At 58.4% G+C, this 13,836-nt stretch carries 17 protein-coding genes and 2 pseudogenes; 14 read left to right on the top strand and 5 right to left on the bottom strand.

Going from position 1 to position 13,836, the window contains the following annotated elements; translation table 11 throughout:
- The first annotated feature begins 205 nt into the window (after positions 1-205).
- The 7 genes from AAIL67_RS23510 to AAIL67_RS23480 all read left to right on the top strand — a co-directional run bounded on the left by AAIL67_RS23510 (position 206) and on the right by AAIL67_RS23480 (position 5,193).
- Positions 206-652: a hypothetical protein gene (locus AAIL67_RS23510; RefSeq protein ID WP_343485262.1), complete on the top strand. Its 447-nt coding sequence runs from the start codon at positions 206-208 to the stop codon at positions 650-652.
- 48 nt (positions 653-700) lie between these two features.
- Positions 701-1,099 carry a hypothetical protein gene (locus AAIL67_RS23505; RefSeq protein WP_343485260.1) on the top strand — a complete coding sequence of 133 codons (399 nt, stop codon included), beginning with the start codon at positions 701-703 and terminating at the stop codon, positions 1,097-1,099.
- A 317-nt stretch (positions 1,100-1,416) separates the two neighbouring features.
- Positions 1,417-1,788 (top strand): hypothetical protein, encoded by a 372-nt coding sequence (locus tag AAIL67_RS23500; RefSeq protein ID WP_343485259.1) that lies wholly within the window; start codon positions 1,417-1,419, stop codon positions 1,786-1,788.
- A 47-nt stretch (positions 1,789-1,835) separates the two neighbouring features.
- Positions 1,836-2,783, top strand: coding sequence for a plasmid replication initiator TrfA (gene trfA, locus AAIL67_RS23495; protein ID WP_343485258.1), 948 nt, complete (start codon positions 1,836-1,838; stop codon positions 2,781-2,783).
- Complete coding sequence (locus tag AAIL67_RS23490; protein ID WP_343485256.1) at positions 2,780-3,649, top strand: OmpA family protein; 870 nt, start codon at positions 2,780-2,782, stop codon at positions 3,647-3,649. The genes trfA and AAIL67_RS23490 overlap by 4 nt, the downstream gene beginning before the upstream one ends.
- A 39-nt stretch (positions 3,650-3,688) precedes the next feature.
- Positions 3,689-4,195, top strand: a complete 507-nt coding sequence (locus AAIL67_RS23485) for a hypothetical protein (RefSeq protein WP_034382945.1) — start codon at positions 3,689-3,691, stop codon at positions 4,193-4,195.
- Positions 4,196-4,284: 89 nt separating this feature from the next.
- The gene (locus tag AAIL67_RS23480; protein WP_343485255.1) at positions 4,285-5,193 is read left to right on the top strand and encodes a hypothetical protein; all 909 of its coding nucleotides are present in this window, start codon (positions 4,285-4,287) and stop codon (positions 5,191-5,193) included.
- A 222-nt stretch (positions 5,194-5,415) separates the two neighbouring features.
- Here AAIL67_RS23480 and AAIL67_RS23475 read toward each other — a convergent pair whose 3' ends face one another.
- Positions 5,416-5,700, bottom strand: a complete 285-nt coding sequence (locus AAIL67_RS23475) for an H-NS histone family protein (RefSeq protein WP_343485254.1) — start codon at positions 5,698-5,700, stop codon at positions 5,416-5,418.
- A gap of 95 nt (positions 5,701-5,795) precedes the next feature.
- Here AAIL67_RS23475 and AAIL67_RS23470 point away from each other — a divergent pair, with 95 nt between their 5' ends.
- The 3 genes from AAIL67_RS23470 (at position 5,796) to AAIL67_RS23460 (ending at position 7,599) form a co-directional block, all read left to right on the top strand.
- A complete protein-coding gene (locus AAIL67_RS23470; RefSeq protein WP_343485253.1) occupies positions 5,796-6,269 on the top strand; it encodes a KfrB domain-containing protein in 474 nt (157 codons plus the stop codon).
- Positions 6,270-6,389: 120 nt separating this feature from the next.
- The gene (locus AAIL67_RS23465) at positions 6,390-6,671 is read left to right on the top strand and encodes a hypothetical protein (RefSeq protein ID WP_343485252.1); all 282 of its coding nucleotides are present in this window, start codon (positions 6,390-6,392) and stop codon (positions 6,669-6,671) included.
- A 283-nt stretch (positions 6,672-6,954) separates the two neighbouring features.
- Positions 6,955-7,599, top strand: a complete 645-nt coding sequence (locus AAIL67_RS23460) for a recombinase family protein (RefSeq protein WP_343485263.1) — start codon at positions 6,955-6,957, stop codon at positions 7,597-7,599.
- Between the two features lie 257 nt (positions 7,600-7,856).
- On the opposite strand, the gene AAIL67_RS23455 is transcribed toward AAIL67_RS23460, so the two are convergent.
- A complete protein-coding gene (locus tag AAIL67_RS23455; protein ID WP_232776335.1) occupies positions 7,857-8,744 on the bottom strand; it encodes an MBL fold metallo-hydrolase in 888 nt (295 codons plus the stop codon).
- Positions 8,745-8,859: 115 nt separating this feature from the next.
- Between AAIL67_RS23455 and AAIL67_RS23450 the strand changes: the two genes are divergently transcribed.
- The gene (locus AAIL67_RS23450) at positions 8,860-9,816 is read left to right on the top strand and encodes a helix-turn-helix domain-containing protein (RefSeq protein WP_034367474.1); all 957 of its coding nucleotides are present in this window, start codon (positions 8,860-8,862) and stop codon (positions 9,814-9,816) included.
- A gap of 216 nt (positions 9,817-10,032) precedes the next feature.
- Here the strand turns inward: AAIL67_RS23450 and AAIL67_RS23445 are convergent, their stop codons facing one another.
- A complete protein-coding gene (locus AAIL67_RS23445; protein WP_094313412.1) occupies positions 10,033-10,875 on the bottom strand; it encodes an AraC family transcriptional regulator in 843 nt (280 codons plus the stop codon).
- A 117-nt stretch (positions 10,876-10,992) separates the two neighbouring features.
- Here AAIL67_RS23445 and AAIL67_RS23440 point away from each other — a divergent pair, with 117 nt between their 5' ends.
- Both AAIL67_RS23440 and AAIL67_RS23435 read left to right on the top strand, forming a co-directional pair.
- Positions 10,993-11,526 carry a carboxymuconolactone decarboxylase family protein gene (locus tag AAIL67_RS23440; protein ID WP_003830783.1) on the top strand — a complete coding sequence of 178 codons (534 nt, stop codon included), beginning with the start codon at positions 10,993-10,995 and terminating at the stop codon, positions 11,524-11,526.
- A gap of 158 nt (positions 11,527-11,684) precedes the next feature.
- Positions 11,685-11,771, top strand: a pseudogene (locus AAIL67_RS23435) (cytochrome C); the annotation flags it as partial.
- 48 nt (positions 11,772-11,819) lie between these two features.
- Here the strand turns inward: AAIL67_RS23435 and AAIL67_RS23430 are convergent.
- Positions 11,820-12,269, bottom strand: a pseudogene (locus tag AAIL67_RS23430) (transposase); the annotation flags it as partial.
- 223 nt (positions 12,270-12,492) lie between these two features.
- Here AAIL67_RS23430 and AAIL67_RS23425 point away from each other — a divergent pair.
- On the top strand, positions 12,493-12,978 hold the full coding sequence (locus tag AAIL67_RS23425; protein ID WP_046941321.1) for a carboxymuconolactone decarboxylase family protein: 486 nt from the start codon (positions 12,493-12,495) through the stop codon (positions 12,976-12,978).
- 65 nt (positions 12,979-13,043) lie between these two features.
- Here AAIL67_RS23425 and AAIL67_RS23420 read toward each other — a convergent pair whose 3' ends face one another.
- Positions 13,044-13,808 (bottom strand): IS6-like element IS6100 family transposase, encoded by a 765-nt coding sequence (locus AAIL67_RS23420; protein WP_001389365.1) that lies wholly within the window; start codon positions 13,806-13,808, stop codon positions 13,044-13,046.
- Positions 13,809-13,836: the final 28 nt, after the last annotated feature.

Genomic DNA, 13,836 nt, shown 5'->3' with positions numbered 1-13,836 from the left:
CCACGGCCAAGGACAGCGGCTATTTTTCACCCTTTTTTCATGGTGACACGCGAGCACCTGGCCAGCTGCTTTTTGTCACCATGCCGCACAGCCCTACACCCGCCCCCGCCCATCGGGCGAGGAAAAAAAGGTGCAAAAAAGGCCTTGCTATATTCACCATATGGCGAATATAATAAAACCATCCCAACGCAAGGAGCTACACCACATGCAAATCACCAACAAAGCCGCTGAAATGGCAGCAGCAACAACAGCAATCAAGGCCGTGCGCCCGTTCATGTCCAGGCAGCAGATGGCAGTCATGGCCGCAGGCCTGCGTGACTCTGAGGGCAGCAGCTTTATGGAGTCCTTTGTGAAGATGGCCGGGGTGATCGAGGCCATGCCCAAGACCTACGAGCAGGGCGACAAGGGCGGGCAGGCGGTGGCTTACCTGCATTACTTCTTGGGCGGTAGCGACTGGTTCATCTTTGAGAAGGATGCAGAGGGCGGCGTAGATCAAGCCTTTGGCTATGCGATCCTCAACGGGGACTTGCACAACGCCGAGCTAGGCTATATCAGCATTGCCGAGCTGGTGGAGGCGGGCGTAGAACTGGACTTGCATTTCAGCCCGACAACCTTTGAACAAATCCAGCGGGAGCGCGGGATTCTTCTCTGAGACACCAGCGGGCCACGGTAGCAACCACATAGCAAGGAGAATGCAGCAATGACATGGGAGATTCCGACAATGAAGGAACTAGCCGCTGTTTGCGTTGTTGCATTCCTGGCTTACTGGTGCTGGGTGTGGTGGAACGCGCGCACGTTTGCTGCACGATCCACCCGCGTTTTGTTGCGAGCTTGGGATGATTTAGAGCCCGGCTCCAGCGTTGTGTTCTACCGTTGCCGTCACAATTGGGGAGCGCATCGAGCCACCTTTTTTGTGTTGGCCCGTACCGCTGCAGGCCAGTGGTTTGAGGCCGAGGTGAAGGTTTTGGCCTTGACCAAGGCAGTGCCCCAGGCCCGGCGTCAGCTGACGCCCTCAGAAGCCCATGCATGGCTTGCAGCAATCCCCCAGGCAGCAGCCGAGGTGCAGAAGCACTTTGGCGCATCAAAAGTAGCAGCATGAGAGAAGAAACTAACCCCGTACAGCTGATAACAGAAGAAGAGTTTGTAGAGCTGTTGGACAGCCACGGCTTGCGTAGCGAGAAGGTCAAAGAGGCCTGCAGGCTGGTGTTTGTGAAAGGGGAGTCTCGTAGAGCTGCCGCCCTCGCTTGTGGGGTTGACTATGCAACGCTGCACCGTTCTGTGCGCCGCCTGCAGGGCTTGTGCCCTACCTGCGGCCAGCCTTTGCCTCAAGGGCAAGAGGAACACGAATAGCCGTTAAGGTTCTGGCCAGGTCTGCGCCTGGCACTCGGAAACTTTTACATATAAGGCGCTATGTTTATGTCATTATTCAGGGATGTAAAGCGCAAAGCCCAGCAATTGCCTGCGCGCCTTGAGGCACTGGACAAGGAACTCAAGGCCATAGCCAAGAGGCTGCAGAAGCTGGAAAAGATGGGGTTAGAGAGGGGCAAGGCCCACTGGCGCAAAGAGCGCGAAAAGGTCTATTTGTATCTGATCTACCCCATGGACAAAGGGGCGAGAACAAGGGTCTATGTGGGCAGCGACCCCAAGAAGGTGAAGCAGGCTCAAGACGCCATTGCGCGGGCTTATGAGTTTGACGAGCTGGCCGAACGGCAGACCCTTTTGCAACAGTGCTTTGCAAGGGGCACGGCAGCGATTGACGAGGCAGCGCGGTACTTAGATAAATGGTGACAATCAGCGACCGCCAGGCGCTAATTTGTCACCACTGGAGCAAAGACATGGAAGCACAAAAGAAGGTTCAAGGACAGGCAGCGAGCGACGAGCGCACCGCGCTTGAAACGAAGCGCAGCAAGAAACTCGATGACCAGCTGGACTGGCTCAGGGATCGCGCCCAAGGCAAGACCGTGGCCGTGTCTAAGCCCGAGCAGCTGCAACTTGAATTTGCTCTTCCCTGGCTCCCAGAGGTGCTGCGTGCCTCTCCGAATGAAATGTGCCGCATGGCACTTTTTACGGCCCAGCGTGGCCCGCGAAGGCAATATCTTGACGAGGCGGTTTTCATCGCGGGCGAGGGTGAAGCCACATATACCGGCACTGAATTACGCGCTGAAAATGATGAATTAGTTTGGCTCCAGTGCCTATTTCTTGCTGGGGGTCAAAATCTAACTAAAGATAACTGGATTACCTTTACACCTTCGCAAATGTGTCAGGCGATTGGCTGGACACCGAGCGGGCCAAATTACAAGCTGCTTAGAGAATGCTTGCTAAGATTGAAGGCCACCGCATTAGTCTTGCAAACAAGAAATGTTAATGACGGTAGCGCACTAAGCCTTATCGGTGATTTTAAATGGAAAACCCCAGAGGGTAGACCAGACAAGATTTATGCCGTTGAAATACCGCCAAAAATAGCGCAGTGGTTCGGTGCAAACAATTTCACTCGGTTAAATTGGCATACTTATCGGAAATTAAGCCCGATTGCCCGACGATTATATGATTGGGGCGCGAGTCATAAAAACCCGTTCGCAATTAGGATAGAAACGGTCTATAAACTTTGTGGATCAAAAGCAGCCAGTATTGAAAATTTCAGAAAAATACTATTGAGGGCAATTAAAGAACTGAATGAGACTGGAGTTTTTAAAAAGGTTTGGCTAGACAAGCGTGGATTGCTCCACATCGAGCGCCACGACGACCCAAGTAATCACGGACAACTAGGAGAAGATCGACCATGAAAAAAACCGCCATTGCCATAGCCCTTGCAGCACTTCTGAGTGCTTGCGCAACTGGCCCCAAAGACCCGCCCGTGTCGTCGCTGCGCTTCGACTATGTGACCAGCGGGGGGCGCGAGCTGGGCCTTGTCCGGGCTTTTGATGATGGCGCGCATACCGCGTTGCAATTCAATGTTGACCTGCCGCGTGAGCTGCAGGTTTTTGACGCTAAGGGCCAGCCCCTGGCATATCAGCAAGTTGGTCAAACAGCCGTTTTGCCGGGCTTGTATAGCCCGCTGCGGGTACAGATCGGGCAACGAGCTGCGACCGTGGAGGCCACCAAGGAGCTGCAGCCGAGCGGTGCAGGGGAACCATTACAACAAGACCAAGCAGGCCATGTCCATGCACCCACGGCCCCAGCCGACCAGGCAGCAGAAATAGCCCGCCTGCGCGCCGAGCTGCAGCAGGCCAATGCGACGATTGCCAAGCTGCGCGGAGCTGGCCATGTCAAAAGCCCCAGCAAGCCCAGCCAGGAGCCCGCCAAGCAGCTGCAGCACGAAGCGCAGGGCGAGGCCCAGCTTTTTGCGTTTGCCTTCAACAGCGCCGACTTTAGCGGCCATGAAGAAGAAGCCGCAGCCCTTGTGCCTGCGGCCAAAGTCGCAAAGACCATCACCGTGCATGGCTATACCGACTCGCCAGTGATCGACGTGGCAAACCGGCGCATTGCCCTGGCCCGTGCAATGGCAGCCCGCAAGTTTCTTATGGAGCATGGAATTGCTGCCGAGAAAATCAAAGTTCGATTTTCCTCTGCCGGTAATTTTGTGGCAGATAACACCACCGATTCAGGGCGTGCTCAAAATCGCCGCGTAGAAATTCGGATGGCCTACTAATCCGCTATTTACCATTAACTAAAAAGGAGAGTAATTCACATGAAGGCTACGAAAATCACGCTCATGGCTGCAGCCGCCCTTGCTTTGTCTGCTTGCGTGCAGCTGCCGACCCTGCCCACACTGCCCGGAGCCCAGCCCGTGGCCTCTTCTGGCGTGATGGGGCCACCTGGCGGTTATCAGCAGCCTTGGACTGCTGTACCCCCGTCCCCCGACGCTTGCAACTCGCAGGCCTTCATGGAAGGCTACAAGGCCGAGTATTACCTTACGTGGAATCGCTTGATCGGCCCGAAGCAAGGCATGTTTGAAATGCAGGCCAAGCAACGCCCCGCCGATCCTGCAGTGGCTTGGAATGCATCGCTCTACAAGGGCAAGCTCTTCAACCTGCAGGGCTACGACAACGGCCAGAGCCGCTACGGGATGCAAAACATCACTTCTACGGACTACCTCAAGCGCTGCGCGGCCACCAGCTACCAGAAGGGCCAGAACGCAGGGGGCGCGGCTGCCCTGCAGGGCTTCCGCGAGCTGGAAGCCAAAGAGCGCCGCTAAGGCTGCATGGCATGGTGACAAACTAGAGTTGGCCAGGTTGGGGTTTGTCACCAAAAAAAGAACCGCCACAGCCGAAAAGGTGACACCATATGCCTATTAGCACTGACCAAGCGTTAGCAGGAATTGAGAAATTTATCGAGGATTATCCAGGCGCAGAAAAACTGCAGTTTTATGTTGTAAACAAATTTGAGGACTTATATGGAACAGAAAAAGCCCAATACATCCCCGACAAAACCAAAGGCGCGTATCATCCTGCACGGGGATTTGTCGCACTTGCCTGTGCCAACATTCATAACGACGGAGACCTGCGGGAAACTCTCCAACATGAAGTCATCGGACACTATGGAAGCCTCACCTTTGAAAAAGGACAAAAAAAGGCATTAATGACCGCTATCAGGGGTTCCAGGCAATCAGCCGATATGGTTGATGATTGGGAATATATTGATCGGGTTTATAAAGGCTCTCCCGAATCAATAAAATGCGAAGAAATGTTTTGTCTGCAAGCGGAGCGGATTGTAGGCAAACCATTGCATGACCTTAAAGGCGTCAATCAGACCTTTGGCGAGGTTGTGATGGGGGGCCGTCCCATGAACCAGGCAGACTTACAGACGCTGGTGCATGGTGTTGCTGATGGCCTGGCGCGAGGCACCAGGGAACAGCAGATTTTCCCCGAACGCGATAGCGACCAATACCGCTTGCATGATGCGCTAGAGCCCGCCCGTGACGAGGCCAAGGAGCTGCTAGGCCCAGCTGCCAAGGCTCACCCCGCACAGCACGCAGAAGGCAGCTACAAGGGGCCGCTTGTGGGCCACACGACCACCCATGTGCTGCAGCAGGTTTCAGCCACGCAGACAGTGGCCCACGACAAGGCCGCATTCCCTCAAACTCCGGTGATCGACGGCAGTAAGCCCGTACAGGTCAAGTACGAGCAGGGCAAGGCCCAGGTACTCCCGCCCCGCGCGCCTGCGCGGGAAAAAGAAACAGGGAGGGGGCGATAGTGCATTCCGTTGAAAGAGAGCGGCTTAATCGGAAGCGACTTAAACGCAAGTTAATTGCTGATGGGGCGGCGCTATTATTCGGCCTGGCGATGTTGGCCGGAGTTTACTTATTCTTCGGTAGCGAGTGGGGGCGTAATATATTCTCAGAATGGTTTATAGGCCTTTTCAAGACCGGGAAATAGATATGAAAAAAGGCCTGAATCTCAGGCCTTTTTCTATAGATCAAGACTTAATTGCAAAATCGTCCCGGTTCTTGTCTTTGATCCAAGCTGGGGGTTTGCCCCGGCCCGTCCATGTCGCGCCCGTGGCGGGGTCACGAAATTTAGGTTCAACTTTTTCACGCTTATCAGCGGCGCGGGAAGGTGCAATGTCTGAAATGGAAAGATCAAAATCTTTCATGAGTGCGCGAATCTTTGCCACAGCATCACCAACCTCTGCTTTTCGGGCATCGCTGATTTGCTTTTCGAGTAGTGCCCGCTGTTCCAGAAGTTCTTTGTAAGTTGCCATGATTCATTTAAAAAAGGAGTTGATGACGAAAGTATATTAGCGTATAAATTGGGTTTGTGGTGTTGTTTTTATAGCCAACTTGGAAAAATATACTGATGAGAAATCAAGTAAACCAGATTAGAAATATCGGTGAAGCTGGTGTTATCGCCAAACCGGAAGGCAGCGTAAAAATAAGTGTGCTGAATAATTCAAGGCAAATTGATGTTGTTGTCGCTGGAGCCGGGAAAGATGGTAAGCCTGGCTGGATGACAATGAAGGTGTTGCCTGAATCCGGTTTGCCAAAAGGCATTAATTATTTAGACGAGGCAATAAATCCGGCAAAAAACATGAGGACTCAGAAATACGGGGGGCAAGTCCTGCATGTTGACCAGGCGCATGTTTACCAATTTGGGCCAAAAGGGATTGTGAAGCACGACAAGAATATATTTTCTGTGGGCCTGCAAGGTAAAGAGCCGATAGTAGGTAAGTGCTACGAAGTCAACTATGTGGGCGGGCAAGGCAAGCTCAAGGGAGAGCTGACCATCGAGCAGGGCCGCAAGATGACCGACAGCAGGGGGCTATCCCGCTAGGGCTCTTTAGGGTTGCCATAGTGAGCCTAGCTCATATACATTGCAGATTCATTCAAAGAGCCATTCCGGGGAGCATGGCTCTTTTGTCTATACCCTATTTGACCATCACAAGGAACACAGATGGCGCTCTTCTATGGTTTGGTTTCAGGGCTTGTTGCCATTGGCGTTGTATGGCTGATTCGCAAGATGCTGCGGCAGAGCTATATCGACAGCCTCAAAGACATGCTGGTGTTGGTGGGCATGGCTTCTGGCGCGGCATGGTTGATAGGGCGAGGGTTTGAGACTTCGGAACTCATCGCCTCTTTTCGGTCAATCCCGTGGGGCCTGGTTTGGGTAGTCGATTCCGTTCTGCTGGCGGGTCTGCTTTGCGTTATCTACAGCCGCAAGGGCAAAGATGCCTGAAAAGCTCATGGGGCGATGGGGGCCATACGACCCCAAAACACCAGAAGATAAGAAAAAGGCCCAAGGACAGGCTCAGAAGCGCCGAGAGAGCCAGGCCGCGCGGCAGGCCTGGCTAGACAAGCACAAGAGCTGCGCGAACGGCTGCGGCAAGCCTGTGGCCTTCTATGAGGACTCGCCATCATTGGCGCTCAAGCATGGCGGCTGCTGTTCGCGCGAATGTGAAGAGGCTTGGACAGCCAGCCACCACCAGCCCGCCGCCCCCAAGGGGGCGAAAAAAGGAACCATGGCCAAGCCCCTGCAGCCTCTCCAGAAGGTTGCCCGTGTTTATCTGCGCGTCAGCACAGAAGCCCAGGATTTAGAGCGACAAGAGGCCATCGTCCTGCAGGCACGGGCCAGCGGGTACTACGTGGCCGGGGTGTACCGCGAGAAGGCATCAGGAGCCCGCGCAGACAGGCCCGAGCTGCTGCGCATGATTGCCGACCTGCAGGCCGGTGAAGTCGTCATAGCCGAGCGCATCGACCGTATCAGCCGCTTGCCGCTGGCAGACGCTGAAAAGCTGGTTCATACCATTCAGGCCAAGGGCGCACGCCTGGCCGTGCCTGGCGTGCTGGACTTGTCCGAGCTGGCGACAGAAGCCCAGGGGACGGCCAAAATCGTTCTGGAGGCCTTGCAAGGGATGTTGCTGCGCATGGCGCTGCAGATCGCGCGGGAAGAGTACGAGACACGCCGAGAGCGGCAGGCCCAGGGGATCGAGCTGGCCAAGAGTGCAGGCCGCTACAAAGGCCGCCAGCCCAACCAGGCACAACATGCGCGGATTGTTGCCCTGCGCCTGGCTGGCTACAGCATCCAGAAGACCGCAGACATGACGGAGAGCAGCACAGCTCAGGTCAAGCGGGTATGGGCCGAGCACAAGAAGAAGACCGAGTAGCGAAAAATGGTGACAGAAGCACTCGCCGGCCGCGCGAATTTGTCACCATGCCCCATTGTTGTAATGGTTCCATTTTTTCGCAAAGCGCCTGCTTGACCGCAATGTCGTTTTCAGAAGACGGCTGCACTGAACGTCAGAAGCCGACTGCACTATAGCAGCGGAGGGGTTGGATCCATCAGGCAACGACGGGCTGCTGCCGGCCAAAAGCGGTCTCTGGTCCCCCGTGTCCGGTCTTGACGACGAGGCACCGTAGTAGTTTAGAACCGGAGGGTTTCGCCATCCTCGGGAATCAGCACCCGTTGCTCAATTTTATGGTCTTGCACAAACTCACGCAGGGCCTTGCGGGTGAGTGACATGTGGTTCACCGCATCCATGTGCACGGCCACGATGGCCGCATGGGGCGCTGCCTTGGTGGCCTGGAGTGTGTCCTGCTTGCCCATGATGATGGGATGCTCCTCAAAGCCACTCACGAGCGCGCTCCCTGTGTTGAGGATCACCACGTCGGGCTTGTGCAGCTTCAGTGCCTGATCCACTTCCGGACGCCACACCGTGTCCCCCGCCACGTAGACCGTCTTTGCCTGCGGCGCCGCAAACACGACCCCCATGACCGGGCCCATGAACGCCGCACGCGCGGGGTCGGCAAACCACAAATCCGTGCCGTGCTGACCGCCGGTCCTGCTCAGCTTCACACCCTTGAAGGTGGTGGAGCCGGTGAGCACGCGGACGTCCTGGAAGCCTTGGCTGCGAATGAGCTTGGCATCCGCTTCGTTCTGCGTGAAGACCGGCAGGCTCTTGGGGATCGCCTTTTGAGCGGCCTCATCCCAATGGTCTGTATGGGTGTGGGTCACGACCACTGCTTCCACGCTGTCCAGCACATCCTTCACTGAAAAGGGCAGCGCGACCAAGGGGTTTCTCAGTTCGCTGCGGTAAGTGCCCGGGAAGCCGGGGAACGCCCCTTGGTCCGACAGCATCGGGTCGACCAGGAAGGTCGTGCCAGCAAAGTCGATCTTCACCGTGGCGTTACGGATCTGCTGCACTTTGACCGAGGTGCCGGTGACGGTTGCCGGTGCAGACCAGGCGGTTGCCGCAAAGGCGCCCAGCGACAGCGAGACCAGCAGGGGAGTGAAAGCTTTCATCGAGAACATGGGGGACACCCGCGTTGAGTTGAAGAGGCCTCCATGGTCGTGTCTCTCGCCCCTTTGTAGAATTGACCCAAGCGTCAATATTCGAAAGAATTGGGCCACTTCACCCAGGAGCTTCATGTCAAAGCGACTTCCCCTCGTGGCCCTCGTGAGCTACCCGCACTTCAGCCCGTTTCACTTTGGCGTGCCGTTCTTGATCTTCAGTGCGCAGTTGCCCGAGCAGGCGCTGTTCGATCTGAAGATCGTCACGCCAGGCGGCACCGCGCTGGCGGCCGAGCGGGCCTTGTTCGTCCAACCCGATGGCGGGCTGGAGTTGCTGGCCAAGGCTGACATCGTCGTGATCCCCGGTTGGCATGATCTGGCCGAGCGTCCTGAGCCCGAGCTGATAGCCGCCTTGCGCCAGGCCCGCCAGCGGGGTGCCCATGTGGTGGGGCTGTGCTACGGCGCGTATGTCCTCGCCTATGCGGGCTTGCTGGATGGCAAACGCGCATCCACACACTGGATGGCGGAGCAGGATTTCAAGCTGCGCTTTCCGCAAGTGCAACTGGACATGAATGCGCTGTATGTCGATGACGATGGCCTGATCACATCGGCGGGAACAGGGGCGGGCCTGGACTGCTGCCTCTACATCGTGCGCAAGTTCTACGGCCAGAAAACGGCCAACAAAGTCGCCCGGATGATGGTGGTGCCGCCTCACCGCGAAGGAGGACAGGCTCAGTTCATTGAACAGCCGCTTGCCCCTTCCACGCAAGATGCCAGGATCAATCAGTTGCTGGACCATTTGCGCCAGCACCTGAACCAGGTCCACTCGGTCGATGCGCTGGCCCAACGCGCCGCCATGAGCCGGCGCACGTTCACGCGCCACTTCAGCAAGGCGACCGGCATGTCGTTGGGAGACTGGCTCATCAACGAACGCCTGCAGCGGACCCGAGAGCTGCTGGAAAGCACCACCTTGCCGGTGGAAGCCATCTCTGACCTGGTCGGATTTCAGAACCCGACCTCGCTGCGTCAGCACTTCAAGCGCAGAAACCAGGTCAGTCCCAGTGAATGGCGAAGAACCTTTGGGCGCGCGTGAGCTTTGTCTGCTCCGGGCGGGACAGCGTCATCCAGCTACCTGCGCCACTGACTCAGCCTTGTCCAGCCGGCCGCGCCGCACGAACAGACTGACCAGCCGTTGACGGATCGCCACCTGGAGTTCCGCCAGTTGTTCCGGCGTGATGCGAATTTCACCCGCTCGACGAGCGCAACACCGGCGCCGCCTACGCCAAGAACCGGCGAATCGAACTCAAACTCACGAACCGCTGAGCGCCGCGTCACCGCGCTGCTGCGCCAGCCAGTCGCGCGGGGCGCAGCCCATGCGCACGCGGAAGGCGCGCGCCAGAGCGTTCGGGCTGCCGTAGCCGACGCGGTCGGCCACCACCGCCACCGGCCGCCCCTGCTTGAGCAGGGTGCAACTGACGTTCATCCGCCAGTCGGCCAGATAGTCGCCCGGCGTGACGCCCACCGCGTCCTTGAACGCGGCGGCGAAGCGCGCGCGTGACATGCCCGCCTTCGCCGCCAGCGCCTCGAGCGACCACGCGGTCTGCGGCGCATCGTGCATGGCGGTTATGGCGCGCGCGAGTTTCGGGTCGGCCAGGCCCGCCAGCAGTCCGGTGGCGCCAAGCCGCCCATCCATCAGATAACGCAGCAACTGGATCAGTAGCAACTCGCACAAGCGGTCGATGGCGGCCTGCCGACCGCACTGGTCGCGCTCGGCTTCGGCAAACAGCAACTCTAGCGTCGGCCCGAGGCCGGGCAAGTCCGCCAACGGAATCAGCAGCATCGACGGCAAGGCCATGGCCAACGGATTGCCCGTCGAAGCGCCCAGATCGACCTCCGCACACAACAGCTCAGCGGTATCGCCGGGGGCGGCGACAAAACGATGCGACGCCACGCGCGGATAAAACAGCAGGCTCGGCTCGGTAACCAGCAGATCTTCATGCACGGGCGAACGCGCCGTAATCGGGCCGCGCCGCACCAGATGGATATAGCCATGCGGCGCCGCGTAATGATGCTGCTCACAGAAGGCGCCGCTGTGAAAAACGCGCGCCGAAAGCGAGTAGTGCCGGAGCAAGCCGGCCAGTCGATCCGCCATTCCACTCTCCATATAAGACGATAGGTTACGTATTTGATACTTTACGTGCCATATCGTACCAAACAAAGGGCGATCATGCCCACGTGCTCTTGCACCTCACCCACTACGGAGATAGACATGACCCAAATCGCCCCCCTGACCATCGACACCGCTGACGCCGCTACCGCTGCCACACTCAAGGCCGTCAAAGCCAAGCTTGGCATGGTGCCGAACCTGTTCGCCACGCTGGCCCACGCGCCGGCGGCGCTCAATGGCTACCTCGGCTTGTCCGAAACGCTGGGCACCGGCCGCCTGAATGCCTCCCAGCGCGAGATCGTTGCGCTCGCTGCCGCTCAAGCCAATCGCTGCCAGTATTGCCTGAGCGCACACACCCTGATCGGCAAAGGTGCCGGACTGTCGGCAGAGGCCATCGCCGCGGCCCGCACCGGCCAGGCGGCCAACGCACTTGACGATGCAATCGCCGGCTTTGCCCGCGCGCTGGTCGAGCAACGCGGCGTGGTGTCGGCCGACGCCATGGCCAACTACCGCCGCGCGGGGCTCGACGACGGCCTGATACTGGAAGTGATCGCCAACGTCGCGCTGAACACGCTCACCAACTACACCAACCACATCGCCGACCCCACGGTGGATTTCCCCGTGGTCGCCGTCTGATCTCCATAGGCATATAAGGAGAACACGATGAAAATCGCACTCACCGGCGCTCTGCTCGCCAGCGCCCTCGTCCTGCCACTGGCCGTCACGGCCGGCGACTAAAGGCCTCGGCCGAGCACTACCGCAAGACCGGCAAGTTCTTGGACGGCGCCACGCTGGTGAAAGAGATCCGCAAGCTCGAAACCAGCGCCATGACCACTGGCAACCCTGTGGTCTGGGGTTCCGATGCGGCCGTGTGGTTCGTGATGGTCAAGGACGCCAAAGGCCGTTTCGCCAGCAACCCCTTGTGGGGCGGCGGCTGGAGGCACGGCGTAGCTGGCGCAGTACAGGTCGACCAGCACGCGCCCGAGCCGGATCAGGTCGCGCAGGTCCGGCGTGTTCTCCAGCCGCGAGACGGTGGGCTGGCTCATCAGGTCCGCGCCGCTCTCGGGCAGGCGCCCGCAGGCGAGCTTGAAGGCGGGGTCGGCGCGCAGGTGGTCGAGGTCGTCCGCGTCCTCATACCCGCAGGCGATGGCCAGGATGCGCGCCAGGAGGATCTCGGGCAGCGGGTGCACGATCCGGCTCGGATCGCGCCGGTCCGGGATCACCGCGGCGAGCTTGTCGGCAATCCGCATCCGCCGGGCCGCCTGAGCCAGCAGCAGGACGCCGCCGTCCGAGGTCAGGCGCCCGCCGTCGAAGGCGGCTGTGAGCTTCTTGGCTCTCACGGATGGAAACGCGAACGGAAGTGCGTCAAGATCGGACATGGCGGGCGTGGCGGGCTCGATGGGGTGAAGAAGGTTGGTGTGAGCACCCAATCCCTAAGCCAGATCAATGCTTTACGCTACGCTCGCCAGCTTCGATCCACCGCCCTCATGAATAAGACGGGCTAATTTCGTTCACGATGATCATCACCTTCCTTGACTGCACTGCACTGTGCAATGTATGCTTTGGAGACTGCACGGTGCAGTGCAAACGAGGAGATAGGGTATGTCAGTCGTAAATTCCAGCGTCGCTTTGCCTGCTGAGGTCTCAAAGGACCGTTTCGCCAGGGGATCTGCTACATTCGCCGCAGTCACCGGCATTCCCACGGAGGCATACCTTGATGGATTCAAGGATAGCTCGCCTGATTTTGGTCGCTATGTGATTGAGTGGGTCTTCGGCGATGTATACAGCCGCACCGATTTGGATTTGAAAACCCGGGAACTCGTTATCATCGCAGCCGGCGCGGCGTTGGGCGCAACGGGAATTGATGTCATCAAATTTCATGTCCCCACTGCGGTACGCGCGGGTGCAACCCGAGACCAGATTTTCGGCGTTCTTACCCAGGTAGCGATTGTTGCAGGTGTTCCCACAGCAATCGCCGCAATTTCGGCGGCGGCACAAGTCTTGGAGCCACACTCTCAGGTCGCTGATCCTCTCTTATTCACCGGGCTGCTGCGTGATGGCTTAATCCGGGACGGGGTGGCAGGCTGAGGCGGCCAGCGGGCTCTGTTGCAAAGATTGGCGGCAGTCAGAGGTAGGCTGTCGCTCTGCGCCGATCAGGCGGCTGCTGCGAAATGGTGGTTGAGCATGCCCATGGCCTCCGTCAGCGCCGAGGGCCCAATGCCAAAAGCTCTCTCCACAAGGCGCACCTCGCCCCTGATGCCGGGCTGCAGGCACCAGGGGCGAGCCTGTCCTTTGCGCAGGGCTCGCATGACTTCGAATCCCTTGATCGTGGCATAGGCCGTGGGGATCGATTTGAAACCGCGCACCGGCTTGATCAGTATCTTGAGCTTTCCGTGATCGGCCTCGATCACGTTATTGAGATACTTCACCTGCCGGTGGGCCGTCTCCCGGTCCAGCTTTCCTTCGCGCTTCAATTCGGTGATCGCTGCACCATAGCTCGGCGCTTTGTCGGTATTGAGCGTGGCAGGCTTTTCCCAGTGCTTCAGGCCTCGCAGGGCCTTGCCCAGGAACCGCTTCGCTGCCTTGGCGCTGCGGGTCGGCGACAGGTAGAAATCGATCGTGTCGCCCCGCTTGTCGACTGCCCGGTACAGGTAGGTCCACTTGCCCCGCACCTTGACGTAGGTTTCATCCAGGCGCCAGCTCGGATCAAAGCCACGCCGCCAGAACCAGCGCAGCCGCTTCTCCATCTCCGGGGCGTAGCACTGGACCCAGCGATAGATCGTCGTATGGTCGACCGAAATGCCGCGTTCCGCCAGCATTTCCTCAAGGTCGCGATAGCTGATCGGATAGCGACAATACCAGCGCACCGCCCACAGGATCACATCACCCTGGAAATGGCGCCACTTGAAATCCGTCATCGTTCCGTCCGTCCAATCTCCGCCAAGC

Origin of the sequence: Comamonas sp. A7-5 (genome assembly GCF_039581385.1) — a bacterium.
Lineage (GTDB): Bacteria > Pseudomonadota > Gammaproteobacteria > Burkholderiales > Burkholderiaceae_C > Comamonas > Comamonas thiooxydans.
Note: the sequence above shows the minus strand (reverse complement) of the source record. Positions and strands in the feature narration are given on the sequence as shown.

Bases quoted from the DNA above. Each gene is read 5' to 3' on its own strand.
- AAIL67_RS23440 (WP_003830783.1), top strand. From the start codon at position 10,993: ATGACCCAAATCGCCCCCCTGACCATCGACACCGCTGACGCCGCTACC.
- AAIL67_RS23510 (WP_343485262.1), top strand. From the start codon at position 206: ATGCAAATCACCAACAAAGCCGCTGAAATGGCAGCAGCAACAACAGCA.
- AAIL67_RS23490 (WP_343485256.1), top strand. From the start codon at position 2,780: ATGAAAAAAACCGCCATTGCCATAGCCCTTGCAGCACTTCTGAGTGCT.
- AAIL67_RS23420 (WP_001389365.1), bottom strand. From the start codon at position 13,808: ATGACGGATTTCAAGTGGCGCCATTTCCAGGGTGATGTGATCCTGTGG.
- trfA (WP_343485258.1), top strand. From the start codon at position 1,836: ATGGAAGCACAAAAGAAGGTTCAAGGACAGGCAGCGAGCGACGAGCGC.
- AAIL67_RS23445 (WP_094313412.1), bottom strand. From the start codon at position 10,875: ATGGCGGATCGACTGGCCGGCTTGCTCCGGCACTACTCGCTTTCGGCG.
- AAIL67_RS23460 (WP_343485263.1), top strand. From the start codon at position 6,955: ATGGCCAAGCCCCTGCAGCCTCTCCAGAAGGTTGCCCGTGTTTATCTG.
- AAIL67_RS23485 (WP_034382945.1), top strand. From the start codon at position 3,689: ATGAAGGCTACGAAAATCACGCTCATGGCTGCAGCCGCCCTTGCTTTG.
- AAIL67_RS23455 (WP_232776335.1), bottom strand. From the start codon at position 8,744: ATGTTCTCGATGAAAGCTTTCACTCCCCTGCTGGTCTCGCTGTCGCTG.
- AAIL67_RS23465 (WP_343485252.1), top strand. From the start codon at position 6,390: ATGGCGCTCTTCTATGGTTTGGTTTCAGGGCTTGTTGCCATTGGCGTT.
- AAIL67_RS23470 (WP_343485253.1), top strand. From the start codon at position 5,796: ATGAGAAATCAAGTAAACCAGATTAGAAATATCGGTGAAGCTGGTGTT.
- AAIL67_RS23450 (WP_034367474.1), top strand. From the start codon at position 8,860: ATGTCAAAGCGACTTCCCCTCGTGGCCCTCGTGAGCTACCCGCACTTC.
- AAIL67_RS23475 (WP_343485254.1), bottom strand. From the start codon at position 5,700: ATGGCAACTTACAAAGAACTTCTGGAACAGCGGGCACTACTCGAAAAG.
- AAIL67_RS23480 (WP_343485255.1), top strand. From the start codon at position 4,285: ATGCCTATTAGCACTGACCAAGCGTTAGCAGGAATTGAGAAATTTATC.
- AAIL67_RS23500 (WP_343485259.1), top strand. From the start codon at position 1,417: ATGTCATTATTCAGGGATGTAAAGCGCAAAGCCCAGCAATTGCCTGCG.
- AAIL67_RS23505 (WP_343485260.1), top strand. From the start codon at position 701: ATGACATGGGAGATTCCGACAATGAAGGAACTAGCCGCTGTTTGCGTT.
- AAIL67_RS23425 (WP_046941321.1), top strand. From the start codon at position 12,493: ATGTCAGTCGTAAATTCCAGCGTCGCTTTGCCTGCTGAGGTCTCAAAG.